We start from the raw sequence: 24,484 nt of genomic DNA, 5'->3' as shown, positions 1-24,484 counted from the left end.
TGAGAGTCAGTCTAGTCAGTGCTGGCGGTTTTGTCTTACAGGTATCCCAGCAAAGGCCGTCCGAAGTTGCTGTGTACGCCCAAATGCACCATATTCCAGTAGTGGCCGCCAATGGCGCGGTTGATCATCATGGTCTCGGCGGAGGGCTGGAAGCTGTCCCAATACTGGATTAGCGACTTGGCCTTGCCCAGCACCTGTTCATGCACCTTGCTGCGGGCAAAGTCGAAGGACTTGTCGCGGATCGGGTCCAGCAGGATGTCGATCCATTCCAGATAATACTCCGGAGGAACTTCCGGCCCGCCATGGGTGCGGATGCCCAGGTCACGCAACACGGCTTCTACCGTGGCGTAATCATTATGCAGCGCTGCCTTCACCAGCCGCTTGAATTCACCCACCAGCAGCGGATTCAGCCGTTTCACACAGCCGAAGTCATAAATGACCAGCGTGCCGTCCGGACGGAAGGCGAAGTTGCCGGGGTGCGAGTCGCAATGCAACGCTTGCAAGTGATAGAGCTGTTCGCAGAGTACTTGAAAAAGTTTCTGCCCCAGTTCGTTGCGGACATGGGATGGGTAGTGCTTGGCATCCTGCAGGCCGTCGCCGCCTTCATAGCTCAGGGTCAGCACCCGTTTGCTGGTGAATTCGTCAAAGACCTTGGGAATGATGACCTTGTCATCGCCACTGTGGAATTCGCCGAACTCCCGGAGGTTGGCGGCCTCTTCCAGATAGTCCAGCTCTGAATGCAGCGACATGCGGATTTCTTCAAACAGCTGCTCCTGCAGTTCCTTGCTTAGCTTGATGACTCCGGCCAGTTTCAAGGCCATGCGCAGGTGTTTCAGGTCCGACTCGCAACATTCCGCCACACCGGGATACTGCACCTTGACGATCACATCCTCGCCGGTGTGTAACCGGGCGCGGTGGACTTGGCCAATGGAGGCGGCGGCAAACGGCTTCTCGTCAAAATGCGCGAACTTTTCCGCTGGTTTGGCGCCCAATTCATGAATGATCTGCTGCTCAATCACGGAATAGGGCATGGGCGGCGCTTCTTTCTGCAGCTTGGTCATGGCCTCGGCGATTTCAGGCGGGAAGATGTCCTGATACTGGGAGGCGATCTGGCCTACCTTCATCACTGCGCCCTTCATTTCGCCCAGGGTATTGGCGATCTGCTTGCCGATCTCAGTGTACATCTGGCTGCGGGCTTCCGCCTTTTCTTCCGCATTGCCCACCATGCTCTTGAACGAGTTGCTCATCACCTTGCCGGTGATGCTGGCCGTCATCCCCGCCAGCCGCATGAAGCGTTTGCCGGGGGTGCTGGCGTGTTTCTTGTTGTTGTCGCTCATGGTGTGGCCCTAATGCGTGGTCTTTATCGATGTATGGTTGATGCTATGCGCCCGGAATTCAATGTCAATCGCTTCCGTGCAAAAAACGGGGTACATTGCCCTCATTAATGGAAAGCAACTGCTATCTTGTCGGAATTGTGCGGCAAGCCAGCAATAAACCGGTTATAAGCCGGTCAGTATGAGGGTGATTGAGCCATTCACAAGCCGGCATGGAGAAAACAACAATGATGAGCCGTTTCGTAAAATTTCTGCTGGCGCTGAGCGTGATGGCGTCCTTTCCGGTTTTTGCCGTATCCGACGATCTGGAGGAACTGCGCGGAAAGCCGACCTTTGGGGAGTGGGTGCCGGTACGCAATGACGAATTGCGCCACATCAAGACTTTTGCCCGCCACGAGGAAGGCAAGCGCCTGCGTTCATTCCGTGCCGAGGGGTTGCTGGATGTAAGCCTGGATGCCATAGCGCGGGTTTACACCGATGTACCCAACATGCCGCGCTGGTACTGGGAAACACGGGAAGCACGCTTGCTGAAGAAAGTCAGTGATCGTGAATATTACTACTACATGCGTTTCAATGCACCGCTGAACCTGCCCGACCGTGACGCCGTCTTTCATGCAGTGATTGAGCCATATACCGCCAAGCGCGGATACATGATGATCACGGTGAAAGCGGTTCCCGATTACCTGCCGAAAAAAGAGGGTTTGGTGCGGGTGGTGGCGCAGGATCTCTTTGCCAAATTCACACCGGTTGGCAAGGACAAGGTGCAGTTTGAAACCGAGGGTTATGTGGATCCGGGTGGTAATGTCCCTGCCTGGACCATCAATTTTGTCCAGAAGCGGGTGCCTTACCTGATCATGGTGTCGCTGTTACGGATGTCGCAGATGAAGGAGTATGCCGAAGCGACAAGTCCGGCCGAATATACCTTCCGGGAGTAGCTTTGGTTGGATTGTCGGGCAGGAATCGATAATGTATAGTCTTTGTCCTATGAAAGCTGATGAATGATTATATTTAGGATGGTGATGTAGCCATGATGTTGATGAGAATAATACTGAGCATTACCCTGTTGTTGCCGATGGCCTCACCCGCCATCGCGGCCTCCGACGATCTGCAGGAGTTACGGGGTGAAACCCGCACGAATGAGTGGGTACCGGCCCGCAATGATGACAAGCGCGAAATCCGTACCTGGGCCAAGCAGGAAGACGGGAAACGCATCCGTTCGTTCAAGATTGATGCGGTGGTGGACTCCTCCATCGAGGCGATTGGCCGTTTGCACACGGATATGGAGAACATGCCGCGGTGGTATTGGGAAACGCTTGAATCGAAGATGCTGAAGCAGGTCAGCAAGACTGAGTATTACTACTACATGCGTTTCAACGCACCGCTGGGATTGCCGGATCGCGACGGTGCATTTCATGCCGTGATTGAGCCCTATAGCGCCAAACGCGGTTATATGTTGCTCCGGGTCAATGCCGTTCCTGATTACATTCCGGCAAGGCAGGGCATTGTGCGGGTGATCTCCCAGGATTTCGTGGTCAAGCTGACGCCGCAAGGCAAGAACAGAACCCGTTTCGAGTCGGAAGGCTATGTGGATCCGGGCGGCATGGCGCCGGCGTGGACCGTAAACTTTGTTCAGCGCCGGGTGCCTTACCTGATCATGGTCTCCATGATGCGCATGCTGCAAAGCAAGGAGTATACGGATCTGACGTCACCCTCGGCTTTCACCTTCGTAGAGCCTTGAGGCTCCTGTAGGAATGCAAAGACCGGCCATCAGCCGGTCTTTGCATTTCCGGCTCACAGAAATCGAGCCGCCTGTTCCAGACTCAGTCGCGGATTGCGCGGATGCAGCGTGCTGCGATCGCCATAGCCCAGATTCAGCAGGAAGTTTGATTTCCAGCCGGTCCCGGCCAGGAACAACTCATCCACTTTCGCATTGTCGAAGCCGCCCATCGGGCCGCAATCCAGTCCCAGCGAGCGCGCGGCCAGCATCAGGTAAGCCCCTTGCAGACTGCCGTTCTGGAAGGCTGTCTTTTCAATCAGCGCTTCATTACCGACATACCAGCTGCGGGCATCAGTTTGGGGGAACAGTTGCGGCAGTTGTTCGTAGAAGGCGGTGTCATGGGCCACAATCACCGTCACCGGGGCGGAAAGTGTTTTGTCCACGTTACCCGGCGACAGCGCGGGCGCCAGTTTCTGCTTGGCTTCCGGCGTAGTCAGAAAGATGAAACGGCCAGGATTGGTATTGGCGGCCGTGGGCGGCAGGCTTGCCAGGCGGAACAGCTGCTCCAACTGCTCACGGCTGACGGGTTTTTCCTGCCAGTGCGAGAAGGTGCGGGCTTCGGTAAACAGTTGCTGCAGGGCGGTGTCGTTCAAGGGCGTGTTCATGTTTTTCTCCAATAAATCAGGGCAGGTCAAACCACAGGGCTTCAGTGGCAGTCAGGGTATGCAGTTCCAGGCTGTCGCGGGAGGCTTCCGCGCCGTCGCCTTCAGCCAGCAGCGTCTGGTCCAGATGCACCTGACCGCTGATGATGTGCAGGTAGCCGGTCACGCCTTGCAGCGGCAGGGTTAGATGGCTGTCGGAATCCAGTTTGACGCGGTGGATGCGGGCGTTTTGCTTGATGAGCATGCTGCCGTCGGCGCCGTCCGGTGAGACGATCAGGCGCAGGCCGGTTTGCTCATCGGGTTGCAGTTCCTGATAGCCGGGTGCCGTGTTCTGGCGGTCCGGGTACAGCCAGATCTGCAAAATCCGGGTTTCCTGGTGTGGCAGGCGATTGTGTTCGCTGTGGGTGAGGCCGCTGCCGGCGCTCATCAGCTGAAACTGCCCGGCGCGGATATGGGTTTCATTGCCCATACTGTCCTTGTGGCTGATAACGCCGCTCAGGACATAGGTCAGGATTTCCATGTTCTCGTGCGGGTGCCGGCCGAAGCCGCTCAGGGCGCGGATGCGGTCATCGTTGATGACACGCAACACCGACACACCCATGTGGCGCGGGTCGTACCAGGAGCCGAACGAGAAGCTGTGCCAGGAGTCCAGCCAGCCAAAGTCAGCGTGGCCACGGTTGTCGGCGGAATGAACGGTAATCATGACGGCCTCCGGCATCGCCGTTATGGGGCGGTGCGTCTGTGGGTATGAGGCTACTTTAGGCGGATGAATGCACAGGGGGTAGACAGGGTTTGCGGGAAAGCGTGTTCGCTTTGAGGAAACACCAAACTTTAGGTGATGGCTGCGGACAGTTGTTGCAAGGCGGCTTTAAGCGAATCCTCCAGCCGATGTGCGGACAGGACCACGGCTTCACTCCAGTCCGTGGCGGCTTCGCCATCGGCGCCGTCGGTGATGAACTTCAGGCACAGGAACGGGGCATGGAAGGCTTCGCAGACCTTGGCCAGGGCATAGGCTTCCATGTCGATCACTTCCAGATGGAAAACCGGGTGAGCTTCGGTGACGAAACTGTCGCCGGTGAAGGCGGTGGCGCTCACCAGGCCTGCGATGTCGATGCCGTTCTGCAGGCGCTTGATGCCTTCAAACGGGGTCTGCCCCAGCGGCACGCCCATGGCCGTGCAATCCATGTCGCGCTGCACAAACTCCGTGACATTGATTACCTCACCGCAACAGAAGCAGTGTGAACCGGCCGAGCCGACGTTCACCACCAGCGGCATTTCACCACAAGCGGCCAGATGGCGGGTCAGTGTCAGCGTGGCGTTGACCTTCCCGACGCCGGTATAAAGTACGTCATCCACAAGGGGATTCAGGCGGTGCTGATGGTTTTCCTGTTCCAGCGCCAGCACCAGCAAGATGGGGCGTTTCATTCAATCACCATAGCTGAACAATGAGCGCGTCCGCAAACCCTTCCAGGAGAAGTCATTCAGCCCGGCCAGATCGATCAGGGTGGTGATGCCGACCACGTCGTGCCCGCATTGCTCACACAGCTCGCAGGTGGCGCGCAGGGTACCGCCGGTGGCGAGCACGTCATCGGCCACCAGCACCCGTTGCGGGGCGAAGTTGCTGGACATCTGCAGCGAGTCCTGACCGTATTCCAAGGAATAGGACACGGTGTGATGCGGCGGCGGCAGCTTGCCGGGCTTGCGCACCACCAGCAGACCCTTGCCCAAGGCATAGGCCAGGCCGCTGGCGAGAATGAAACCGCGCGACTCCACCCCGACAATGGCGTCAAAAGCCTGCCATTCCTCGGCGGTGAACAGCCCGGCGACCTCATCAATGGTGTCGCGGAAACGGTCATGCAGCAACGGCGTGATGTCGCGGAACAGGATGCCCGGCTTGGGGAAGTCCGGGATGCTGCGGATATGCGTTTCAAGTTCGGCCAGTGACATGGGAGGCAGTCCATACAGGTTATCGGGAAATAGTAACTGTTCCGGGGGCGGCAGGAACAGGCCTCTGCCAAAGTCCGCCAAAATAAGGTACTGTGTGGACACTTTCATGTCCATCGAACGACAACAACGCCAGGGAGAACGCCGCCATGAGCCAGCCCCATCACCGCACCTGCAATCTCTGTGAAGCCATGTGTGGCGTCACCATTACCACCGAGCTGGATCTGGATGGCGAGACCGAGATCGTTGCCTCCATCAAGGGCGATGCCGATGATCCGTTCAGCCGTGGTCATGTCTGCGCCAAGGCTATCGGCCTGAAGTCGCTGCATGAAGACCCGGATCGCCTGCGTTACCCCTTGAAGCGGGTGGGTTCCGACTGGCAGGAAATCTCCTGGGACCAGGCCTTTGACGAAGTTGCCGCCGGCATCCACAAAGTGCAGCATGAGCACGGGCGTCATGCCGTGGCCTTTTATGCAGGCAACCCGACGGTGCATAACCTGGGAGCCTCGCTGTTTGCCGCACCGCTGATGGCGTCGCTGCATTCGCGCAACAAGTTCAGCGCCACCAGCGTTGACCAGCTGCCGCACATGCTGGCGGCGTTGCAGATGTTCGGCCATCAATTGATGCTGCCCATTCCCGATATCGACAATACTGATTTCATGCTGATGCTGGGCGCCAATCCTGCCGCCTCCAACGGCAGCCTGATGAGCGCCGGTGATGTCATGGGCCGCCTGAAGAAGATTCCCCAGCGCGGCGGCCGGGTGGTGGTGCTGGACCCGCGCCGCACTGAAACCGCGCAGTGTTTTGAGCATCAATTCATCAAACCGGCCGCTGATGTCTATTTCCTGGCGGCTTTCCTCAATGTGCTGTTCACCGACAACATCGTCTCTCTGGGTGAGTTGAAGGGGCGGGTAACCGGTCTGGATGTGCTGAAGGCTGCCGTGGCAGCGTTTGAGCCTGAAGATGTCGAGGAGGCCACAGGTCTTTCCGCTGAGTGGATTCGCCAGACCGCCCGTGAATTTGCCGCCGCCGAGCGGGCGGTCTGCTACGGCCGCATGGGCGTGTGCACTCAGTCGTGGGGCGGCGTCAACGCCTGGCTGATCAATGCCATCAACGTCGTTACCGGCAATGCCGATGCGCCTGGCGGCGCCATGTTCACGCATCCGGCGGTCGATGTGGTCGGCCTGACCTCGTCATCACCGGCATTGCGCGGCAGCTTCAACCGCTATCGTTCCCGTGTTCGCGGCCTGCCGGAGTTCAACGGTGAACTGCCGGTGGCCGTGCTGGCGGAAGAAATCCTGACGCCGGGGCAGGGCCAGATCCGCGCCTTGGTGACCCATGCGGGCAATCCGGTGTTGTCGACGCCCAACGGCCGCCAGATGGACGAGGCGCTGTCCGGCCTCGACTTCATGGTGTCCATTGACTTCTACCTGAACGAAACCACGCGTCACGCCCATATCATCCTGCCGCCCACCGGGCCGCTGGAACATGGTCATTACGACCTGATCTTCAACACCATTGCCGTGCGCAACGTCACCAAGTACTCCCCGGCGCTGATGCAGCCGCTGGAGAACACCCGCCATGACTGGCAAATCCTGCTGGAGCTGTCAGCGCGGCTGAACAGCAATACGCCCACCGAGAAAGCGGTGTGGCGGCTGGTAAAGCAGGCGGTGGAGCGGCTGGACGGTCCTGAAGGCGTGCTGGACCTGTTGTTGCAGTCCGGCCCTTATGGTCATCGGGCGTTCGGACTGGGCAATGCCCTGCATGCTTCCAGCGCCTCGTTGCTGTCCTTGCTGGAAAAGCTGCCTCCGGCCCGCAAGCTGGCCCGCCAGTTGCGGCAGTTGATGCTGGCCACCCCGGTCAGCGGCAAGGCTATCGGCCTCAGTGTCGCCATGCTCAAAGAGAACCCGCACGGTATCGACTTGGGTGCTCTGGAGCCTGGCCTGCTGCAACGCATCTGCACGCCGGATGGCAAGGTGTTGCTGGCGCCGCATATCTATCTGCCGGAACTGGAGCGGGCGCGTCAGGAGATGCCGGCCGGTGGCAAGGCCAGGAAGGGGGAGATGGTGCTGATCGGCCGCCGTCATATCCGCAGCAACAATTCCTGGCTGCATAACAGCCTGCCGCTGGTGAAGGGCAAGAACCGTTGCACGGTGATGATTCACCCTGATGATGCCGCCGCGTTGAAGGTTCAGGAAGGGGAAGAATTGCGGGTGACTTCCCGCGTTGGCGACCTCGTGATTCCGGTGGAGTTCTGCGCTGACATCATGCCCGGTGTCATCAGCATTCCGCACGGATTCGGGCATCATCGTGAAGGCTCCCAGCTCAGCATTGCCGAAGGCAAGGCCGGGGTCAGCATGAATGACATCACCGACGAACACTGGCTGGACAGCCTGACCGGCACCGCCGCCCTGAACGGTATTCCGGTTCAAGTCAGTCTGGCCAACCCGCCCGCCAAGCCCAAACGGGTGCGCAAGGTCAAGGTGGAGCAGGCCTGATCCGGTCTTTCCTTAAATGATAAAGGGCGCGGAAGCGCCCTTTATCATTGGTTTCACTGTTCGTGGAGGCCCGGTCAAGCAACCGGGCTGCACGCAACCGCTGTCAGGCGAAGTGGCACACGTAATCCAGGTTTTCCAGCGTTTCGATGGTGAAACTGGAGTTGCCAGGTACGTCAAAGCTTTGGCCTGCGCCGTATTCATTCCAGCTTTCGCTGCCGGCCAGCCGCACGCGGCAACGGCCGCCGATCACTTCCATTATTTCCGGCGCACCGGTGTTGAACACCAGTGTCGAGGGCAGGATCACGCCCACGGTCTTGCGCGAGCCGTCGGCCAGCAGCACGGTGTGGCTGACGCACTTGCCGTCAAAGTAGACATTGGATTTCTTGATAACACTGACATTGTCGAACTGGCTCATGGTCTGGCTCCTGGTGAAGTGGGGCGCATTCTACCCGACATTCGGGCGCAGGCAAAATGACCATATTCGAACACTTAGCCCCGACCCGATCGTGAAACCTACGTCCTGACGTGGCATACTCCCCGCATCTTTTCCGACCCCGAGCCAGACGAACATGAGGCCACTGAGTCCCGAACAACAGCAATATCTTGATCGCAGGCTGAGCGCCATCCGCTGGTGGAACCGGCTGGGCTGGCTGATCCTGGTGGCGGTGGCAGGCTTTTACGGCTGGCTGTGGAGTATTCACCCGCTGTTTGTCGATCCCATGTTGCTGCTGGAGAAGTTGCGGGTTGGCGGCGTCGCCGATATCGAGGTGGCCCGGTTGGCCGCGCTGGGCAACCTGGCGTTTCTCGGTTGCGGCCTGCTGCTGGCGGGCATGGTTTTCCTGACCTATGCCGCCATGTGGACCGAAAAAACGACGATCCGGCAACTGACATCCGGAGGCGAGCCTCCTGCGCCGGAAATGATGCCGGTTCTCAAGACCGACGGAGATGCCGATGACCAGCCGCAAGCTTGACGACCTGCTGGCCCGCAACCGCACCTGGGCGGCCAGCATCAAGGCCGAAGACCCGGAATTCTTCACCAAGCTGTCCTCGCAACAAACCCCCCGCTACCTGTGGATCGGTTGTTCCGACAGCCGCGTACCCTGCACGCAACTGGTTGACCTGCTGCCGGGTGACATGTTCGTCCACCGCAATGTCGCCAACATGGTGATCCACACCGACTTCAACTGCCTGTCCGTTATGCAGTACGCCATTGAAGTGCTGAAAGTGGAACACATCATCATTTGCGGCCATTATGGGTGCGGCGGCATTCTTGCGGCCTTGCGCAACATGCATTTCGGGCTCATTGACAACTGGCTGCGTCATATTCACGACATCATCAATGCTTACGATATCTACCTGACCGGTTTTGAGGATGAGAACTCCCGCCTGCAGGCGCTGTGCGAGCTGAACGTGTTGCAGCAGGTGTTCAATGTCTGCCAGAACTCGCTGGTGCACCAGGCTTGGGCCAAGGGGCAGCAGCTGACTGTTCACGGCTGGATTTACGGCGTGGAAGACGGCCTGCTGCGTGATCTGGAGGTCACATTATCCTCCGTTCAGGAGCTGGCGGACGCCCGTCGGCGGCTGGCCGAAAAAACCGGTCTTCGCGCCCTTGATTGTCGAGGGGATTCGCCTTAATCTTCGCGCTTTTACGGCACTCACATCCTGGCGTTTCCGGAATTCCGGAAACAACTTTAATCTCGGCCTCGTCGGGTAATTGCGTATGCGTCTCTCGGATTACTGCTCTGATGCAGAATGGAAAAAAATCAAGGATTTCGCGGATGGAAAGGAGACTCCGTTCCTGGTGGTCGACCTCGAAATCATCAGCCAGAAGTATGATGAGCTGACCACCTGCTTCCCCATGGCCAAGGTGCATTATGCGCTGAAGGCCAATCCGGGCGCTCCGGTCATCGAGTTGCTGCGCGACAAGGGCTGCAGCTTTGACATCGCCTCGATTTACGAGCTGAACAAGGTGCTGGACGCCGGCGTTGATCCGGCGTTGATCTCCTATGGCAACACCATCAAGAAGGCGGCCCACGTCAAGTACGCCTACGAGAAGGGCGTGCGCCTGTTCGCCACCGACTCAAAGGCCGACCTGCAGAACATCGCCGAACAGGCGCCGGGTTCCAAGGTTTTCGTGCGCATCCTGGTGGAAGGTGGCGAAACCGCCGAGTGGCCGCTGTCCCGTAAATTCGGCTGCCACCCCGACATGGCCATTGACTTGCTGGTGCAGGCCAAGCTGAACGGTCTGGTGCCCTATGGCATTTCCTTCCACGTCGGTTCGCAGCAAAAAGATATCGCCGTCTGGGACGCCGCTCTTTCCAAGGTCAAATACATGTTTGACTGGATGAAGTACGAAGAAGACGTTGAACTGAAGATGATCAACATGGGCGGCGGTTTCCCGGCCAACTACATCTCCGAAGTCAACCCGATCCAGGTCTATGCCGAAGAAATCCTGCGTTATCTGCACGATGACTACGGTGATGACCTGCCGGAAATCATCCTTGAGCCGGGCCGCTCGCTGGTGGGTGAGTCCGGGGTGCTGGTGTCGGAAGTAGTGCTGATTTCCCGCAAGTCGCGTACCGACCTCAAGCGCTGGATCTACACCGACGTCGGTCTGTTCCAGGGCCTCATCGAGACCATGGGCGAGTCGATCAAGTACCCGATCTATACCGAAAAGATGGAACAGCATCCGCCGGAAGGCAATGTCGTGCTCGCCGGCCCCACCTGCGACTCCACCGACATCATGTACGAGCATGTCAGCTATGGTCTGCCGTTGAACCTGGCCGTGGGTGACCGCCTGTACTGGCTGACCACCGGCGCCTACACCAACTCCTACAGTTCGGTGGAATTCAACGGCTTCCCGCCGCTGAAGGCGTTCTACATCAAGTAAGCCGGTGGCAATGGAAAAGGGTGCCTGCAAACGGCGCCCTTTTTTTGGCTTCAGAGTTCTCCTTCCGCCTCCGCCATCTGCTTGCGCAGTGCTTTCTCATCGCTGTCGAACAACTCTTCCAGATCCTTCATCGCTTCCTTGTTGCTGGCAATCAGGCTTTCCTCATCGTGATAGAAGGCTTGCTGTCGTTTCAGCAGCTTTTCGTCATAGTCACGGAAGGTCCGGACACTGCGTTCCGCGCGTGACGGGTCATAACCCAGTTCCACCAGGGTTTGCCGGGCTAAATCCAGCGAGGACAGGAAAGTTTCGCGGAAAATCACTTTCACCCCCAGATCCATCAGCATGTAGGCATGACGGCGGTCGCGGGCGCGCGCCAGTATGGGTAGATTGGGGAAATAATGGCGAACCTGCACCGCTGTCCGGATGGAGTCGTCAACATCGTCAATGGCCAGGATGAATACCTTGGCCTTGTCGAGGTGCGCCGCCCGCAGCAAATCCAGATTGCTGGGATTGCCATAATAAATGTTGTTGCCGAAGCGGCGTACAAAGTCGACCTGCCGGGCATCGCCTTCCAGCGCCGTAAACCCGATCTTGTGCGTGCGCAGCACCCGCGCCACAATCTGGCCGAAGCGCCCGAAACCAGCGATCACCACCGGATTGTCGTGGTCTTCGATCTTGTCGAACTCGCGTTTTTCCTTCTGGACCCACAGCGGCTCAATCCATTTCGCCAGGATCATGAACGCCAGCGGCGTCAATGCCATCGACAAGGTCACGATCAGGATCAACTGGTCGCCCAGCTTGCCGGGCAGCAGCTTGTAACCGGCTGCCGTGCTGAACAGTACGAAGGCGAATTCACCGCCCTGGGACAGCACCATGCCCAGCCGGATGCTGGTCTGCCAGGTATTGCCCAAAGCCTTGCCGATGCCGGCCAGAACCGCGAACTTCATGGCCATCAGCCCCAGCGCACCGCCAATCATCAGCAGTGGGTGGCTGATCAGCAGATGGATGTCGGCGCTCATGCCCACGGCCATGAAGAACAGCCCCAGCAGCAAGCCCTTGAATGGCTGGATACTGGCTTCCAGTTCATGCCGGTAGGGCGAGTCCGCCAGCAGCACACCGGTGACAAAGGCGCCCAGCGCCATCGACAGCCCCAGATATTCCATCAGCAGGGTAATGCCGAGGATGATGAACAGCGCCGCCGCCGTCAGCAGTTCATTCGCGCCGCTGGCGGCAATCACCCGGAATACAGGCCGCACCACAAAGCGGCTGGCGACAATCAGCAGTCCGAACACCGCAAACACCTTGCCGAAATAGGCCAGGTTGTATTCCTGGGTGCTGTTGCCTGACAGCAGCGGCAGCACGGCCAGCAGCGGTATTACGGCAATGTCCTGAAACAGCAGGATGGCAAAGGACTTGCGGCCATGCTTGGCGGAAAGCTGCTTCTTGTCAGCCAGCAGTTGCAGTACAAACGAGGTGGAAGACATGGACAGGCCGAATCCGGCAATGGCGGCCACCACCGGCTTCAGGTCAAACATCAGGCCAATGCCGGTAAAAAGCAGGCCGGTCAGCATGACCTGCAATCCCCCCAGCACAAAAATCTGCCGCTTCAGCGCCCACAGCCGCGACGGCTCCAGTTCCAGCCCGATCAGGAACAGCAGCATCACCACGCCGTATTCGGCAAAATGCATGACGTTACCGGCGTTGCCCGCGACGTCCAGCAGGTTGGGACCCAGAATCAGGCCGGTCAGCAGGTAACCGAGTACGGTGGCCAAGCCCAGGCGGTGGCCAAGAGGAACAATAAGCAAGGCTGCGCCAAGAAAGAGCGCCGTCTGGGTCAGGAGCGTCATGCTGCAAATATCCGAAGGTTATAACGATAGGCTAAACGGGCAGTTGCAAGACTGCGGCAAAGTCGCCAAAGTAGGGTTTTCCACCGCCTACGATAACAGGAAGCAGGATAATGGCAAAAGTATATGACGATAATGCACTGTCCATTGGCAACACCCCGCTGGTCCGCCTGAACCGCGTTATGAACGGGCATCCCAAGGTTTATGCCAAGATCGAAGGCCGCAACCCGGCCTATTCCGTGAAGTGCCGTATTGGCGCAAACCTGGTCTGGGATGCCGAGAAGCGGGGCGCCCTCAAGCCGGGCATGGAAATCGTGGAGCCGACCTCCGGCAACACCGGTATCGCCTTGGCTTATGTCGCTGCCGCCAAAGGCTATCCGCTGACGCTGACCATGCCCTCGTCCATGAGTATCGAGCGCCGCAAGGTGCTGAAGGCGCTGGGCGCCACGCTGGTGCTGACCGACCCCGCCAAGGGCATGAAGGGCGCCATCGACAAGGCCGAGGAAATCCGCGCTTCCAACCCGGACAAATATTTCCTGCCGCAGCAGTTTGAAAACCCGGCCAACCCGGAAATCCATGAAAAGACCACCGGTCCCGAAATCTGGAACGACACCGATGGTGAAGTGGATATCTTCGTCGCCGGCGTCGGCACCGGCGGTACGCTGACCGGCGTTTCCCGCTTCATCAAGCTCACCAAGGGCAAGGCCATCCAGTCCATCGCCGTCGAACCCACGGCCTCGCCGCTTATTACCCAGGCTCGCAACGGTGAAGCTCTGAAGCCGGCTCCGCACAAGATACAGGGAATCGGCGCCAACTTTGTTCCGGCCAACCTCGACCTCAGTCTGGTGGATGGGGTTGAAACAGTGACCAATGAAGAAGCCATTGAGTTTGCACGCCGTCTGATGCGGGAAGAGGGCATCCTTTGCGGTATTTCCTGTGGCGCTGCCGGTGCGGTTGCGGCCCGGCTGGCAGCCCGTCCGGAGAATGCGGACAAGACCATCGTGGTGATCCTGCCTGACTCCGGGGAGCGTTACCTGTCGACGGCGCTGTTCGACGGGTTGTTCACCGATCAGGAATTGGTGCAGTAATGGTTGCCGGGGCGTATAATCCGCCCCGTTTCCTCCCGAGTGAGCAGTGAGCATCATGAGCTACAACAACATTCCCCCCGGAAAAGACGCCCCGAACGATATCTACGTGGTGATCGAGATCCCCGCCAACAACGACCCCATCAAGTACGAAATCGACAAGGACAGCGATGCGCTGTTTGTCGATCGCTTCATGGGGACGGCGATGTTCTATCCGGCCAACTATGGTTACATTCCGAACACGCTGTCGGAAGACGGTGATCCTCTGGATGTGCTGGTGGTAACGCCTTATCCGGTGGTTGCGGGTTCCGTGATTCGCTGCCGTCCGGTTGGCAAGCTGACCATGGAAGATGAGTCCGGTATTGATGCGAAGCTGATTGCAGTTCCGCATGACAAGCTGACGCCGCTTTACAAGAATGTGAAGGAATACACCGATCTGCCGGAGTTGCTGATCAATCAGATTCGTCATTTCTTTGAGAACTACAAGGCGCTGGAGCCTGGTAAGTGGGTGAAGGTGACGGGTTGGGAAGGTGCGGATGTGGCTAAGGCGGAAGTGCTGAAGTCCATCGAGGCCGCGAAGAAGTAATTGACTTCTTCGGTGGTGAACTAAAGGCGCTGGAGACAGCGCCTTTATCACATCAATTGCTGAGGTTTGATAATTGACTACAGCCGTCCTTGGAGTGCCCAAGAATAGTGTTGTTTGAAATCGGCCCACGTTTCGGGGCCAAAATAGTTCACTTGCCCCAGAGCAAAGGCAAGGGAAAATAGCACTTGAGATGCTATGAAATATAAGGGGATGACAAGAAAGCTCATGCGGCGTTTGGAAAAAAGAAGCCAGCAACCAAATAGGCAGATGAGGATTTCAAGAACAGTGATTATGGTTCTCGTCTCTTGGCTACCGCCGAACCAGTGATAGTGGCCACAGTACTCACCCAGAAAAACCACAACAAGAAGAAGGCTGATGGCAATTACAATTTTTCTTTTGCGATCCATAAGTAAGCCATATCCGTAGGGTGGGTCAAGACCCACCATCCAACCTTGTTAGCAGCCCCAGAGGTCTTCTCCGCCAAGGCCTGACACAAATTCCTCGATCTATCCTTCCGACAAAACCGGTGTCGGACTAATCACCACATCCTCCCCACCTACCACCGCCTGAATTCCCCGCAAGAAATCCATCACCCCCGTCACCGCCTCCAGCCGCTGCCACACATTGGCCTGAAAATCGAAGACCAACTCCAGCCCGGCCTCAATCTCAAGCGCAACCGTATTTTCCCCCGCCAGAAACCGGCAATCCAACCCGGCCCCCGACTCAGGCTCTTCCATCACCGGAGTAAACACCAGCTTGCCATGGCCGCAAGGCCATTCCCCCGCCAGCTCGCCCACCCGCCGCAACACCAGCCACGCCGTGGCCAGCGCCGTCAGGAAATCCGGGCGCGTCACGGACACCCGCACCGGGAAACGCATCGACTTGCGGCCAGTCAGTTCGGCCCCGGTGACATGGAGGAGGGCGTCCATGAATCAGCCCTTCAACGCCGCCACCAGCTTGCCATGAATCCCGCCAAAGCCACCGTTCGACATGATCACCACCGCATCACCATCCTGGGTTTTGGCGACCAGTTCCGCGATGATGGCGTCGATATTCCGCATTACCTTGGCCGGGACCGGGGAATCGGCAATCACCGGCTCCAGATTCCAGTCCAGACCGTCCGGCTGATACCAGATCACCTGGTCGGCGTCACAGGCCGAGGCGGCCAGGCCGTCCTTGTGCGTGCCCATGCGCATGGTGTTGGAGCGGGGTTCAATCACCGCCCAGATACGGCGGCTGCCCACTTTCTTGCGCAGGCCTTCCAGGGTGGTCTTGATGGCGGTGGGGTGGTGGGCGAAGTCGTCATAAACGCTGATGCCGCGCACTTCCCCAATCAGCTCCATGCGGCGCTTCACGCCGCCAAAGGCGCTCAACCCGGCGCAAGCCTGTTCAATGTTGACGCCCACATGATGCGCCGAGGCAATGGCGCTCAGGGCGTTATTGACGCTGTGCATGCCGGTCATGCCCCAATTCACCGTCCCGGCTTTTTGGCCGTCATACAGTACGTCGAAATGCGAGCCGTCCGGGGCGCGCAGGGCTGCTTGCCATAGCGCCCCGGCTTCACCGGCCAAACCGGTTTTTTCTACCGGTGTCCAGCAACCCTTCTCCAGCGTATCCGCCAGATTCTGGTCGCCGACCGGCACAATAATGCGGCCCTGACCGGGAATGGTGCGCACCAGATGGTGGAACTGCTTCTGAATGGCGGCCAGATCGTCAAAAATGTCGGCGTGGTCGAATTCCAGATTGTTGAGGATGGCAGTGCGTGGCGCGTAGTGAATGAACTTGGAGCGCTTGTCGAAGAAGGCGGAGTCATATTCATCGGCTTCCACCACAAAGAACTGGCCGCCGCCCAGACGAGCGCTGGCTTCAAAGCCCATCGGCACGCCGCCAATCAAAAAGCCCGGCTCCAAGCCGGCCTGTTCCAGAATCCAGGCCACCATGGTGGTGGTGGTGGTCTTGCCGTGGGTTCCCGCCACGCCAATAATATGCTTGCCCTGCAGCACATACTGCGCCAGCCATTGCGGACCCGAGGTGTAGGGAATGCCTTCATTCAGCACATATTCAACGGCGGGAATGCCACGCTTCATGGCATTGCCCACAATCACCAGGTCGGGCCGGGGTTGCAGGTGCGACGGGTCATACCCCTGCATCAGCGAAATGCCCTGCGCTTCCAGTTGGGTGCTCATTGGGGGATAGACATTGCTATCGCTGCCGGTGACAGTATGGCCCAGGTTTTTCGCCAGAACCGCCAGCGAACCCATAAAGGTGCCGCAAATGCCGAGAATGTGAATGTGCATGTTCTTCTATTCCGTTTTGTTTGTCTGCTGGGCGGCGGCCGCTTGGGCCTGTGCCTTGGCCAGCAATTCGGGAAAAGCTTGTACGGTAAAGGTCATGGTCAGCAGAAACAGCGTGAACGTCAGCATGTTGGCTTGAACCAGCCCGATATTCAGGGTGCGATGATACACGAAAGCCCTGAAGCCCAGACTCCAGCCCAGCAGCACCATTTGCAGAATGCCCAAGACCATCATCAGGGAGGATTTGGGCGGAACGGAGAGGCTGACCAGCAACACCGGCAGGCTGATCAGGGTCAGAATGACGTCACAGCCCATGATGACAGTGGCCGTTGCAACAAAGCGCTGGCTGACAGACTTGAACGCCATCAGTAAATGCAGCGCCACCAGTTCAACCGTGACGGCAATCAGCGGTACCGTGACGATCATCGCCGTATCGGAGGCCTCGCGGTTCATTGATTGTCCGACGGCATTCAGCAGCAAATCCAGGACAATGAGGTTGATCAGCAGGGAAGGGGAGTGTGGAGCGTCTTCTGGTCCCCGCTTGAAGCGGAGGATTTGCCAGAACAGTGACCAGTTGTCTTTCATCAGCGGAGCCGGATGGGGAGTCTTGGGGGTTATTGTGTCAAACTCTGTACTCGGGTGCAGCAGATTTACAGAACTACACCACAGTCTATTCCTCAGCTCGAATCCGTCATCATGCCGACAACCCTGCAAACCATTCTCTTGTTGATGTGTTCCAATGTCTTCATGACCTTTGCCTGGTATGGTCATCTAAAGAATCTGAGCGACCGGCCCTGGTTTGTGGCGGCGCTGCTCAGCTGGGGCATCGCCTTTTTCGAGTACATGCTGATGGTGCCGGCCAACCGGATCGGCCATCAGGTGCTCACGGTGGGGCAGCTTAAAATCCTGCAGGAGGTCATCACGCTGTCGGTTTTTGTGCCTTTTGCGGTCTTTTATCTGCGCGAACCCTTCCGCATGGATTACGTGTATGCCGCCATTTGCATGCTGGGAGCGGTCTATTTCATGTTTCGGCCGTCGCTGGGCGCTTAAAAACAGCTAATTTAGGACAAATGGCGTTCAGTACTTGGCCATTCCGTTTTTTTTCGTCAAAATTGACGGTTTTCCGGTTTCAAGGTTACGAGTGACGGCCGCATGACGACAGCACACGCATCACAGCCTCTGGTAGGCATCATTATGGGTTCACAGTCCGATTGGGCGACGATGCAGCATGCAGCGGACACCCTTCAGGCGCTGGGCGTTCCCTTCGAGGCCGAAGTGGTTTCCGCGCATCGTACGCCCGACAAGTTGTTTCGCTATGCCGAAACGGCCCGTGAGCGCGGCATTGCCGTCATCATTGCCGGTGCGGGTGGTGCGGCGCATTTGCCGGGCATGTGCGCCTCCAAGACCTCGTTGCCGGTGCTGGGCGTGCCTGTCCAGTCCCAGGCCCTCAATGGGCTGGATTCCCTGCTGTCCATCGTGCAGATGCCCGCAGGTGTGCCGGTGGGCACGCTGGCCATTGGCAAGGCAGGCGCCGTCAATGCCGCTTTGCTCGCAACCCAGATTATCGCCGGTGCGCATCCGCGTTTCGTTGAGGCCATTGAAACCTTCCGCCAGCAACAGACCGAGAAGGTGCTGGCCAGCCCTGTTCCCGGAGTGCAGGCATGAGGGTGGGCGTTTTTGGCGGCGGTCAACTTGGCCGCATGATGGCTTTGGCGGGTTATCCGTTTAACTTGCGCTTCAGCTTTTATGACGCCCTGCCGGATTGCCCGTCCGCCCCACTGGGCGATTTATACGGGGATGAATCCGGTTCTCCCGAGTCGCTGGACGCCTTCCTCGCCAGCGCCGATGTCTTTACCTATGAGTTCGAGAACATCTCGACCGCCTGGGTAGAGCGCATTGCCCGGCACAAGCCGGTGTATCCCGGCGTGCGGTCGTTGGCCGTGTCCCAAAACCGGCTCAATGAAAAGGCATTGTTCGACCGTTTGTCGATCCCCGCCGCACCCTGGCGTCGCATCGACAGCCTGGAAGCTTTGCAGCAGGCCGTTGCCGAACTGGGCATGCCCCTGGTAATCAAGACGGTGACCGGCGGTTACGATGGCAAGGGACAGTTTGTCATTCGCTCCACCGATGACATTGCACGCGCCTGGACAGATTTGGGTGCGGCCTGCCCCTTGCTGGCAGAGGCTTTTGTCCGCTTCCAGCGTGAACTGTCGATTGTGGCGGTTCGCGGTCAGGATGGCGAAATCCGCTGCTATCCCCCGGCCTGGAATGTCCATCATCAAGGCATCCTGTCGCATTCTGTTGTACCTGCTCCGGATATTTCCGAAGCATCTGCCCGTCAGGCAGATGCTTATATCCGGGCCATTCTGGAAGACTTGCAGCATGTCGGCGTCATGACGCTGGAAATGTTCGACACCGGCTCCGGGCTGGTGGCGAATGAAACCGCGCCGCGGGTTCACAATTCCGGGCACTGGAGTATTGAAGGCGCCATCTGCTCGCAATTTGAAAACCACATCCGCGCCGTCGCCGGTTTGCCGTTGGGCTCCACCGATCCATTGCGCCCCAGCGCCATGATCAACATCATTGGCCGCCACCCTGAAACGGCAGCGATTCTGGCCATTCCTGAAACCCATCTGCATCTCTATGGTAAGACTGAGCGCCCTGGCCGCAAGCTGGGCCACATTACGGTCACAGCCCCCACGCACATCCAATTGATGGATCGCATCAAGGTTATTGCTGCTGTTCTGCCCAACCGGATGGCGCTTTAATTCTTTGATTTCCGCCGGGCTGCCAGTCCGGCAACTTAAAAATCCATATTTTTGTAGGATTGTCAGACAGCTATAGCGTTCGGTCTCGAACAGTTCTCCTAAAATGCGCACATGGGTTGCTGCAGGGTGCAGCATAAACCGGGTGTGTGAAGCTTAATTTGGAGATGCATCATGGGCGAACTTAAAGACGTTGCTGAAAACCAAACTCAAGTCGGTCTGGTTGATCGCGTTAAGGATCTGGGCAACCAGGTGTATCTGGCTGGCCTCGGTCTGGTGACCAAGGTTGAAGAAGAAGGCCAGAAGCAACTGGACAAGCTGCAAGCCGCCGGTCAGGCCGCTCGTGGCGAGAAGGCCGCAGCTGACAAGAAGGCTGTGCTGGTTGCCTTCGGTCTGGTCGAGACGCTGAAGACTGAAGTGGAATCGCTGAAGGCTGAAAGCCAGAAGCTGTTTGGTGATCTGGTTGCCTCCGGCGAAAAGCGCAAGGCTGTCTGATTGCAAACCTGCAATCCCGCTTGGGGTTGCTTGTAAAATGTACCCTCTTTTGGGGTGGCTCCCTGCCACCCTTTTTTTTATTCCGGATTTTGAGCGGGTCGAATCGAGCCGGTGAATGGCAATAAGCAGCCCTTGAAGACGGTGTGCCGGATACAGGGATGTGGTGCTGGTTACATAACGAGCGTTTTGAATACGAAGCAACCCGTTATGCTGACACAACAATCGGATAAAAGGCTTTTGGGCAGTGTCCTTACTGCGCTAAAATGCCTTAGCCCGTTATCCGGGGCAAAAAAACATAATCCAAGCCGTCGACAAGGACACACCATGAAAAAAATCATCGTCTCTTCCACGAGTCGTCCCGTTGCTGCGCTGGCTCTTGCTGCCGGCATGTTGTTGAGCGTTTCCGCTGAAGCCAAACAAAAAGTCTGTGTTTTTGACCTCCTGGGTACTCAGGGAGATGTCTATGCCATGATGAAGGACTACAGCCTGGCATCCAAGGCATGGGGTGGCGACATCGAGCTCAAGGCTTACACCGACGAGCGTATTGCCTCTGAAGACTTCAAGGCTGGCCAGTGCGACGCTATCAGTATTACCGGTTTGCGCGGCCGTCAGTTCAATACGTTTACCGGCAGTATCGATTCTATCGGCGCCATCCCCAGCTATGCCGTCATGAAAGATGTGCTGTCGATCCTGAGTTCGCCGAAAATTGCCGGCAGCATGGTCAGTGGCGGCTATGAAGTGGTTGGACTGATTCCGCTGGGCGCCGGCTACCTCTTGGTCAATGACCGCGCCATCAATAACCTGTCAAAGGCTTCCGGCAAGAAAATCGCCGTGCTGGATTACGACAAATCCCAAGCCAAGATGGTGCAGAAGATCGGCGCCCAGCCGGTGGCCTCTGACATCACCAACTTTGCAGGCAAGTTCAACAACGGCCAGGTGGACATCGTTGCCGCCCCGGCAGTGGCATTCAAACCGTTGGAATTGTTCAAGGGTTTGGGCACCAAGGGAGCGATCATCCGTTTCCCGATTGTCCAGTTGACCGGCAACATCATCATTAATCCCAAGAAATTCCCTGCCGGCTTTGGCCAGAAGAGCCGCGAGTATGTCGTGACCCAGTTGGAACGTGCGTTCTCCGTCATCAAGAAGACCGAGGCCGATATTCCTGCCAAGTTCTGGATGGATATTCCGGATGCCGACAAGCCCGGTTATGTCAAGCTGATGCGTGAGTCCCGCATTGCGCTTACTGCTGACGGCATCTATGACAAAAAGATGATGTCGTTGCTGAAGAAGGTTCGTTGTAAAAATGATCCTTCCAGCTTCGAGTGCGCCTTGACCGACGAGTAATTGTTGGCGGGTGATGATAACTGGCCCGGCATGTCCGGGCCTTTACTTTTGCGTGATTGACGAACGACGGTTTTCTTTAGATAATTCCATACTGATTTAGTCGGGTAAAAGAGGCAGCACATGACAGACGCCACTCAAGGCATGGCACTCACGGATCGTGCGGCGGCAAAAATTCGCAAGCTCAAGGACGGCGAGGGCAATCCTGAGTTGAAGTTGCGGGTGTATATCACCGGTGGCGGCTGCTCCGGATTTTCCTATGGCTTCACATTTGATGAGAATACCGGTGAAATGGACTCGGTGTTCAGCAATGATGATGTCACCATGGTGGTGGATTCGATGAGCTATCAGTATCTTGCAGGCTCTGAGGTTGACTATGAAGAGGGGTTACAGGGTTCCCGCTTCATAGTTAAAAACCCCAATGCAAGCTCCACCTGCGGTTGCGGGTCATCCTTTTCAGTTTAGCAATCCTTCCGGGCAATCAGCCCGGATAAATTCCCCCCAGAATGCGCTCACCCTTGGCGCCTGTGACGGCATGTGCGTTGCCGGGCAGATTCATCATGGTTTGACGGGCCAGCCAGGCAAATGCTGTTGCTTCAATCCAGTTCGGCTCTAGCCCTTTGGCGGACGTGATTTGCAGGTGCATTTTCGGAAGCAATAGCGCCATGCGGTCCATGAGTGCGCTGTTGTATGCCCCCCCTCCGCACACCCACAGTTCAGCACTTTCAAGGCCTTCATGCCGAATGGCCGACGCAACCGATATGGCAGTTAGCTCCATGAGTGTTGCTTGAACATCTTCCGGAGGAAGATCAGGGGTCGACTTCAGTTCGTGATCCAGCCACTGAATATTGAAATCTTCCCGGCCGGTGCTTTTGGGAGCAGGTAGCGTGAAAAAGGGATGTCCCAACAGCTGCTCAAGCAGTTTGGGCTGAAGCGTGCCTGATCGAGCCCACAGGCCGCCACGGTCATAGGGCTCTCCCTTGTGCCGCATGCACCAGGAGTCCATCAGGATGTTGGCTGGGCCGGTGTCATAGCCGCGCAGCAGTAACTCGGGCGTCCCGGAGAGCAGGGTAATGTTGGCAATGCCGCCAAGGTTCAAAATGACGCGGTCGGTTCCGGGACAGCGAAACAAGGCCTCATGGAACGCAGGCACTAATGGCGCGCCCTGTCCGCCGGCGGCGACATCCCTTCGGCGAAAGTCGGCAACCACGGTAATGCCTGTCAGTTCGGCAATGGTGTTGGGGTCGGAAATCTGCAGGGTAAAGGCATGGTCATATCCGGGCCGGTGCCGGATGGTTTGCCCGTGGCTTCCGATCGCAAGAATCCGGTTCCTGTCCAGCCCGTGCTTGTCAATCAGGGTGTTCACGCATTGAGCGAATAATTGCCCCAACTGCCTGTCCAACGGCCCCATCCGGTCAATTTCATTGTCGCCCGGCAGTGTCAGTTGCAGTATGGCGGTTCTTGTTTCGTCATCGAGGGGAAGAGAGTGCGTGCCTAAAAGACTGGGTTCTGGCGTAAAGCTCACAGCAACCGCATCTATGGCATCGAGACTGGTGCCTGACATCAGGCCCAAATAAATATCGTGTGGCATCGGATTTCTCATTAAAATGCGCCTTTTCAAGCGGCATTGTAGCGAAACATATCATGACACCAGAACAGCAACTTGCACTTATCAAGCGCGGAACCGAAGAAATCATTCCCGAAGCGGAATTGCTGGCCAAATTGAAAGAAGGAAGGCCATTGAGGGTTAAAGCCGGCTTTGACCCCACGGCGCCAGACTTGCACCTCGGACATACCGTCCTGATCAATAAGCTGCGACTGTTCCAGGAGTTGGGGCATGAAGTAATCTTTCTCATTGGCGATTTTACCGGCATGATCGGTGATCCCACCGGCAAGAACGTAACCCGCAAGCCCTTGACGGCTGAACAGGTTGCGGAAAATGCCAAAAGTTACCGTGACCAAGTCTTCAAGATTCTCGATCCGTTAAAGACGCGGGTTGTTTTCAACTCAGAGTGGATGTCGCAGAAGTCTGCGGCCGACATGATTCATCTGGCGGGTCAATACACGGTTACCCGCATGCTGGAGCGAGATGATTTCTCAAAGCGTTTTGCCAATGAGCAGTCCATCGCCATTCATGAGTTTTTATACCCGTTGTTGCAGGGCTTTGACTCTGTTGAACTGAAGGCGGATGTTGAATTGGGCGGCACCGATCAGAAATTCAATTTGTTGATGGGGCGGACGTTACAAGGGCGTTATGGGCAGCCAGCTCAAGTGTGTATCACACTGCCGATTCTTGAGGGTTTGGACGGAGTGCAAAAAATGTCCAAGTCGTTGGGTAACTATATCGGCGTCAACGATGCGCCCGGAGAGATGTACCAGAAGATATTATCCATGCCGGACTCGCTGATTCCTCGCTACTTTGAATTGTTGAGCTTCCGTACACAGGAAGACGCTGAAGCCCTGTTGAATGAAATGGCGGCCGGACGCAATCCTCAACAGTTGAAAAAGTTGTTGGCGACGGAAATCATTGCCCGGTTTCATGGGGAGGAAGCGGCTGCACATGCCCACAAGTCAGCGGGGAACGTGATAGGTTATGGGGAAATTCCTGAAAATGTGCCAGAAGTGACCATTGATCTTGAGGGGCAGTCGGAGTTGCCAATAAGCGCGGTGTTGAACAAAGCCGGCTTGGTGAAGAACTCCGCGGCCGCCAGGGACGTATTGCAGAGGCAAGCGGTTTTTGTTGATGGCTCGGTGGTTTCTGCTGATTATCGCTGCCAGCGCGGAGTTAGCTACATTGTCCAGGCTGGAAAAAAGGCCATTGCAAGAGTCTGTGTGGTGTAAGTCTATAGCTGGAATGCATAAAATCTGTGCGCTTGGTTCGATTGTGGGGAAAACCCTTTGACAGTGAGCTCACAGGCCCTATAATGCGCCCCACGCTGACGCGCTGCTGGCTAAATAAGCCAAGCAAAAACAATAACTTGCCTTAGGTTGGGTGTTGTTTTCGGGTCTGGAGGCGGTGGTTCGAAAGA

At 57.3% G+C, this 24,484-nt stretch carries 27 protein-coding genes; 15 read left to right on the top strand and 12 right to left on the bottom strand.

Annotated elements, in window-relative coordinates; translation table 11 throughout:
- Positions 1 to 35 precede the first annotated feature (35 nt).
- Positions 36 to 1,337 carry an AarF/ABC1/UbiB kinase family protein gene (locus Q7T36_RS14090; RefSeq protein ID WP_304849850.1) on the bottom strand — a complete coding sequence of 434 codons (1,302 nt, stop codon included), beginning with the start codon at positions 1,335 to 1,337 and terminating at the stop codon, positions 36 to 38.
- A 224-nt stretch (positions 1,338 to 1,561) separates the two neighbouring features.
- On the opposite strand from Q7T36_RS14090, the gene Q7T36_RS14085 reads away from it, so the two are divergent.
- Positions 1,562 to 2,269: an START domain-containing protein gene (locus tag Q7T36_RS14085; protein ID WP_304849847.1), complete on the top strand. Its 708-nt coding sequence runs from the start codon at positions 1,562 to 1,564 to the stop codon at positions 2,267 to 2,269.
- Between the two features lie 92 nt (positions 2,270 to 2,361).
- Positions 2,362 to 3,072: a hypothetical protein gene (locus tag Q7T36_RS14080; RefSeq protein ID WP_304849844.1), complete on the top strand. Its 711-nt coding sequence runs from the start codon at positions 2,362 to 2,364 to the stop codon at positions 3,070 to 3,072.
- A gap of 53 nt (positions 3,073 to 3,125) precedes the next feature.
- Here Q7T36_RS14080 and Q7T36_RS14075 read toward each other — a convergent pair whose 3' ends face one another.
- The 4 genes from Q7T36_RS14075 to Q7T36_RS14060 all read right to left on the bottom strand — a co-directional run bounded on the left by Q7T36_RS14075 (position 3,126) and on the right by Q7T36_RS14060 (position 5,660).
- A complete protein-coding gene (locus tag Q7T36_RS14075) occupies positions 3,126 to 3,716 on the bottom strand; it encodes a malonic semialdehyde reductase (protein WP_304849841.1) in 591 nt (196 codons plus the stop codon).
- Positions 3,717 to 3,732: 16 nt separating this feature from the next.
- Positions 3,733 to 4,416 (bottom strand): pirin family protein, encoded by a 684-nt coding sequence (locus Q7T36_RS14070; protein WP_304849838.1) that lies wholly within the window; start codon positions 4,414 to 4,416, stop codon positions 3,733 to 3,735.
- A 128-nt stretch (positions 4,417 to 4,544) separates the two neighbouring features.
- Positions 4,545 to 5,138 carry a hypothetical protein gene (locus Q7T36_RS14065; RefSeq protein ID WP_304849835.1) on the bottom strand — a complete coding sequence of 198 codons (594 nt, stop codon included), beginning with the start codon at positions 5,136 to 5,138 and terminating at the stop codon, positions 4,545 to 4,547.
- Positions 5,139 to 5,660 carry an adenine phosphoribosyltransferase gene (locus tag Q7T36_RS14060; protein ID WP_304849831.1) on the bottom strand — a complete coding sequence of 174 codons (522 nt, stop codon included), beginning with the start codon at positions 5,658 to 5,660 and terminating at the stop codon, positions 5,139 to 5,141.
- Positions 5,661 to 5,806: 146 nt separating this feature from the next.
- Here Q7T36_RS14060 and Q7T36_RS14055 point away from each other — a divergent pair, with 146 nt between their 5' ends.
- Positions 5,807 to 8,155 carry a molybdopterin-dependent oxidoreductase gene (locus Q7T36_RS14055; protein WP_304849828.1) on the top strand — a complete coding sequence of 783 codons (2,349 nt, stop codon included), beginning with the start codon at positions 5,807 to 5,809 and terminating at the stop codon, positions 8,153 to 8,155.
- Positions 8,156 to 8,258: 103 nt separating this feature from the next.
- On the opposite strand, the gene Q7T36_RS14050 is transcribed toward Q7T36_RS14055, so the two are convergent.
- Complete coding sequence (locus Q7T36_RS14050; protein WP_304849825.1) at positions 8,259 to 8,570, bottom strand: pyrimidine/purine nucleoside phosphorylase; 312 nt, start codon at positions 8,568 to 8,570, stop codon at positions 8,259 to 8,261.
- 154 nt (positions 8,571 to 8,724) lie between these two features.
- On the opposite strand from Q7T36_RS14050, the gene Q7T36_RS14045 reads away from it, so the two are divergent.
- The 3 genes from Q7T36_RS14045 (at position 8,725) to Q7T36_RS14035 (ending at position 11,045) form a co-directional block, all read left to right on the top strand.
- A complete protein-coding gene (locus tag Q7T36_RS14045; RefSeq protein WP_304849822.1) occupies positions 8,725 to 9,126 on the top strand; it encodes a hypothetical protein in 402 nt (133 codons plus the stop codon).
- On the top strand, positions 9,107 to 9,790 hold the full coding sequence (gene can / locus Q7T36_RS14040) for a carbonate dehydratase (protein ID WP_370690136.1): 684 nt from the start codon (positions 9,107 to 9,109) through the stop codon (positions 9,788 to 9,790). The genes Q7T36_RS14045 and can overlap by 20 nt, the downstream gene beginning before the upstream one ends.
- A gap of 85 nt (positions 9,791 to 9,875) precedes the next feature.
- The gene (locus Q7T36_RS14035; protein WP_370690135.1) at positions 9,876 to 11,045 is read left to right on the top strand and encodes a type III PLP-dependent enzyme; all 1,170 of its coding nucleotides are present in this window, start codon (positions 9,876 to 9,878) and stop codon (positions 11,043 to 11,045) included.
- A gap of 50 nt (positions 11,046 to 11,095) precedes the next feature.
- On the opposite strand, the gene Q7T36_RS14030 is transcribed toward Q7T36_RS14035, so the two are convergent.
- A complete protein-coding gene (locus Q7T36_RS14030) occupies positions 11,096 to 12,892 on the bottom strand; it encodes a monovalent cation:proton antiporter-2 (CPA2) family protein (protein ID WP_304849814.1) in 1,797 nt (598 codons plus the stop codon).
- 110 nt (positions 12,893 to 13,002) lie between these two features.
- On the opposite strand from Q7T36_RS14030, the gene cysK reads away from it, so the two are divergent.
- Both cysK and ppa read left to right on the top strand, forming a co-directional pair.
- On the top strand, positions 13,003 to 13,977 hold the full coding sequence (cysK, locus tag Q7T36_RS14025; protein WP_304849811.1) for a cysteine synthase A: 975 nt from the start codon (positions 13,003 to 13,005) through the stop codon (positions 13,975 to 13,977).
- A 55-nt stretch (positions 13,978 to 14,032) separates the two neighbouring features.
- Positions 14,033 to 14,560 (top strand): inorganic diphosphatase, encoded by a 528-nt coding sequence (ppa, locus tag Q7T36_RS14020; protein WP_304849808.1) that lies wholly within the window; start codon positions 14,033 to 14,035, stop codon positions 14,558 to 14,560.
- A 77-nt stretch (positions 14,561 to 14,637) separates the two neighbouring features.
- Here ppa and Q7T36_RS14015 read toward each other — a convergent pair whose 3' ends face one another.
- From Q7T36_RS14015 to Q7T36_RS14000, 4 genes are all read right to left on the bottom strand, one after another.
- Positions 14,638 to 14,967, bottom strand: coding sequence for a hypothetical protein (locus Q7T36_RS14015; protein ID WP_304849805.1), 330 nt, complete (start codon positions 14,965 to 14,967; stop codon positions 14,638 to 14,640).
- Between the two features lie 99 nt (positions 14,968 to 15,066).
- A complete protein-coding gene (locus tag Q7T36_RS14010) occupies positions 15,067 to 15,489 on the bottom strand; it encodes a hypothetical protein (RefSeq protein ID WP_304849802.1) in 423 nt (140 codons plus the stop codon).
- A gap of 3 nt (positions 15,490 to 15,492) precedes the next feature.
- Positions 15,493 to 16,857 carry a UDP-N-acetylmuramate:L-alanyl-gamma-D-glutamyl-meso-diaminopimelate ligase gene (gene mpl, locus Q7T36_RS14005; protein WP_304849799.1) on the bottom strand — a complete coding sequence of 455 codons (1,365 nt, stop codon included), beginning with the start codon at positions 16,855 to 16,857 and terminating at the stop codon, positions 15,493 to 15,495.
- 6 nt (positions 16,858 to 16,863) lie between these two features.
- Positions 16,864 to 17,439 carry a hypothetical protein gene (locus Q7T36_RS14000; RefSeq protein WP_304849797.1) on the bottom strand — a complete coding sequence of 192 codons (576 nt, stop codon included), beginning with the start codon at positions 17,437 to 17,439 and terminating at the stop codon, positions 16,864 to 16,866.
- A gap of 111 nt (positions 17,440 to 17,550) precedes the next feature.
- Here Q7T36_RS14000 and Q7T36_RS13995 point away from each other — a divergent pair, with 111 nt between their 5' ends.
- The 6 genes from Q7T36_RS13995 (at position 17,551) to erpA (ending at position 21,920) form a co-directional block, all read left to right on the top strand.
- Positions 17,551 to 17,904: a DMT family protein gene (locus Q7T36_RS13995; RefSeq protein WP_304849794.1), complete on the top strand. Its 354-nt coding sequence runs from the start codon at positions 17,551 to 17,553 to the stop codon at positions 17,902 to 17,904.
- Positions 17,905 to 18,006: 102 nt separating this feature from the next.
- Entirely contained in the window at positions 18,007 to 18,519 is a 513-nt protein-coding gene (purE, locus tag Q7T36_RS13990; RefSeq protein ID WP_304849791.1) for a 5-(carboxyamino)imidazole ribonucleotide mutase, read from the top strand.
- Positions 18,516 to 19,622 (top strand): 5-(carboxyamino)imidazole ribonucleotide synthase, encoded by a 1,107-nt coding sequence (locus Q7T36_RS13985; RefSeq protein WP_304849788.1) that lies wholly within the window; start codon positions 18,516 to 18,518, stop codon positions 19,620 to 19,622. Before purE ends, Q7T36_RS13985 begins: the two co-directional genes overlap by 4 nt.
- A gap of 171 nt (positions 19,623 to 19,793) precedes the next feature.
- Positions 19,794 to 20,114 carry a phasin family protein gene (locus Q7T36_RS13980; protein WP_304849785.1) on the top strand — a complete coding sequence of 107 codons (321 nt, stop codon included), beginning with the start codon at positions 19,794 to 19,796 and terminating at the stop codon, positions 20,112 to 20,114.
- 324 nt (positions 20,115 to 20,438) lie between these two features.
- On the top strand, positions 20,439 to 21,458 hold the full coding sequence (locus Q7T36_RS13975; protein ID WP_304849782.1) for a putative solute-binding protein: 1,020 nt from the start codon (positions 20,439 to 20,441) through the stop codon (positions 21,456 to 21,458).
- 120 nt (positions 21,459 to 21,578) lie between these two features.
- Positions 21,579 to 21,920, top strand: coding sequence for an iron-sulfur cluster insertion protein ErpA (gene erpA / locus Q7T36_RS13970; protein ID WP_304849779.1), 342 nt, complete (start codon positions 21,579 to 21,581; stop codon positions 21,918 to 21,920).
- Positions 21,921 to 21,936: 16 nt separating this feature from the next.
- Here erpA and Q7T36_RS13965 read toward each other — a convergent pair whose 3' ends face one another.
- Positions 21,937 to 23,046, bottom strand: a complete 1,110-nt coding sequence (locus tag Q7T36_RS13965; protein ID WP_304849776.1) for an anhydro-N-acetylmuramic acid kinase — start codon at positions 23,044 to 23,046, stop codon at positions 21,937 to 21,939.
- 53 nt (positions 23,047 to 23,099) lie between these two features.
- On the opposite strand from Q7T36_RS13965, the gene tyrS reads away from it, so the two are divergent.
- Positions 23,100 to 24,296, top strand: coding sequence for a tyrosine--tRNA ligase (gene tyrS / locus Q7T36_RS13960; protein ID WP_304849773.1), 1,197 nt, complete (start codon positions 23,100 to 23,102; stop codon positions 24,294 to 24,296).
- The last annotated feature ends 188 nt before the right edge of the window (positions 24,297 to 24,484 follow it).

It is taken from the genome of Fluviicoccus sp., assembly GCF_030646115.1.
Lineage (GTDB): Bacteria > Pseudomonadota > Gammaproteobacteria > Pseudomonadales > Moraxellaceae > Fluviicoccus.
The sequence above is the reverse complement of the archived record's forward strand: the minus strand, read 5'-3'. Positions and strand labels throughout refer to the sequence as shown.

What these genes read in the sequence shown, in the direction of transcription:
- Q7T36_RS14090 (WP_304849850.1), bottom strand. Translation starts at nt 1,337, where the DNA reads ATGAGCGACAACAACAAGAAACACGCCAGCACCCCCGGCAAACGCTTC.
- Q7T36_RS14085 (WP_304849847.1), top strand. Translation starts at nt 1,562, where the DNA reads ATGATGAGCCGTTTCGTAAAATTTCTGCTGGCGCTGAGCGTGATGGCG.
- Q7T36_RS14080 (WP_304849844.1), top strand. Translation starts at nt 2,362, where the DNA reads ATGATGTTGATGAGAATAATACTGAGCATTACCCTGTTGTTGCCGATG.
- Q7T36_RS14075 (WP_304849841.1), bottom strand. Translation starts at nt 3,716, where the DNA reads ATGAACACGCCCTTGAACGACACCGCCCTGCAGCAACTGTTTACCGAA.
- Q7T36_RS14070 (WP_304849838.1), bottom strand. Translation starts at nt 4,416, where the DNA reads ATGATTACCGTTCATTCCGCCGACAACCGTGGCCACGCTGACTTTGGC.
- Q7T36_RS14065 (WP_304849835.1), bottom strand. Translation starts at nt 5,138, where the DNA reads ATGAAACGCCCCATCTTGCTGGTGCTGGCGCTGGAACAGGAAAACCAT.
- Q7T36_RS14060 (WP_304849831.1), bottom strand. Translation starts at nt 5,660, where the DNA reads ATGTCACTGGCCGAACTTGAAACGCATATCCGCAGCATCCCGGACTTC.
- Q7T36_RS14055 (WP_304849828.1), top strand. Translation starts at nt 5,807, where the DNA reads ATGAGCCAGCCCCATCACCGCACCTGCAATCTCTGTGAAGCCATGTGT.
- Q7T36_RS14050 (WP_304849825.1), bottom strand. Translation starts at nt 8,570, where the DNA reads ATGAGCCAGTTCGACAATGTCAGTGTTATCAAGAAATCCAATGTCTAC.
- Q7T36_RS14045 (WP_304849822.1), top strand. Translation starts at nt 8,725, where the DNA reads ATGAGGCCACTGAGTCCCGAACAACAGCAATATCTTGATCGCAGGCTG.
- can (WP_370690136.1), top strand. Translation starts at nt 9,107, where the DNA reads ATGACCAGCCGCAAGCTTGACGACCTGCTGGCCCGCAACCGCACCTGG.
- Q7T36_RS14035 (WP_370690135.1), top strand. Translation starts at nt 9,876, where the DNA reads ATGCGTCTCTCGGATTACTGCTCTGATGCAGAATGGAAAAAAATCAAG.
- Q7T36_RS14030 (WP_304849814.1), bottom strand. Translation starts at nt 12,892, where the DNA reads ATGACGCTCCTGACCCAGACGGCGCTCTTTCTTGGCGCAGCCTTGCTT.
- cysK (WP_304849811.1), top strand. Translation starts at nt 13,003, where the DNA reads ATGGCAAAAGTATATGACGATAATGCACTGTCCATTGGCAACACCCCG.
- ppa (WP_304849808.1), top strand. Translation starts at nt 14,033, where the DNA reads ATGAGCTACAACAACATTCCCCCCGGAAAAGACGCCCCGAACGATATC.
- Q7T36_RS14015 (WP_304849805.1), bottom strand. Translation starts at nt 14,967, where the DNA reads ATGGATCGCAAAAGAAAAATTGTAATTGCCATCAGCCTTCTTCTTGTT.
- Q7T36_RS14010 (WP_304849802.1), bottom strand. Translation starts at nt 15,489, where the DNA reads ATGGACGCCCTCCTCCATGTCACCGGGGCCGAACTGACTGGCCGCAAG.
- mpl (WP_304849799.1), bottom strand. Translation starts at nt 16,857, where the DNA reads ATGCACATTCACATTCTCGGCATTTGCGGCACCTTTATGGGTTCGCTG.
- Q7T36_RS14000 (WP_304849797.1), bottom strand. Translation starts at nt 17,439, where the DNA reads ATGAAAGACAACTGGTCACTGTTCTGGCAAATCCTCCGCTTCAAGCGG.
- Q7T36_RS13995 (WP_304849794.1), top strand. Translation starts at nt 17,551, where the DNA reads ATGCCGACAACCCTGCAAACCATTCTCTTGTTGATGTGTTCCAATGTC.
- purE (WP_304849791.1), top strand. Translation starts at nt 18,007, where the DNA reads ATGACGACAGCACACGCATCACAGCCTCTGGTAGGCATCATTATGGGT.
- Q7T36_RS13985 (WP_304849788.1), top strand. Translation starts at nt 18,516, where the DNA reads ATGAGGGTGGGCGTTTTTGGCGGCGGTCAACTTGGCCGCATGATGGCT.
- Q7T36_RS13980 (WP_304849785.1), top strand. Translation starts at nt 19,794, where the DNA reads ATGGGCGAACTTAAAGACGTTGCTGAAAACCAAACTCAAGTCGGTCTG.
- Q7T36_RS13975 (WP_304849782.1), top strand. Translation starts at nt 20,439, where the DNA reads ATGAAAAAAATCATCGTCTCTTCCACGAGTCGTCCCGTTGCTGCGCTG.
- erpA (WP_304849779.1), top strand. Translation starts at nt 21,579, where the DNA reads ATGACAGACGCCACTCAAGGCATGGCACTCACGGATCGTGCGGCGGCA.
- Q7T36_RS13965 (WP_304849776.1), bottom strand. Translation starts at nt 23,046, where the DNA reads ATGCCACACGATATTTATTTGGGCCTGATGTCAGGCACCAGTCTCGAT.
- tyrS (WP_304849773.1), top strand. Translation starts at nt 23,100, where the DNA reads ATGACACCAGAACAGCAACTTGCACTTATCAAGCGCGGAACCGAAGAA.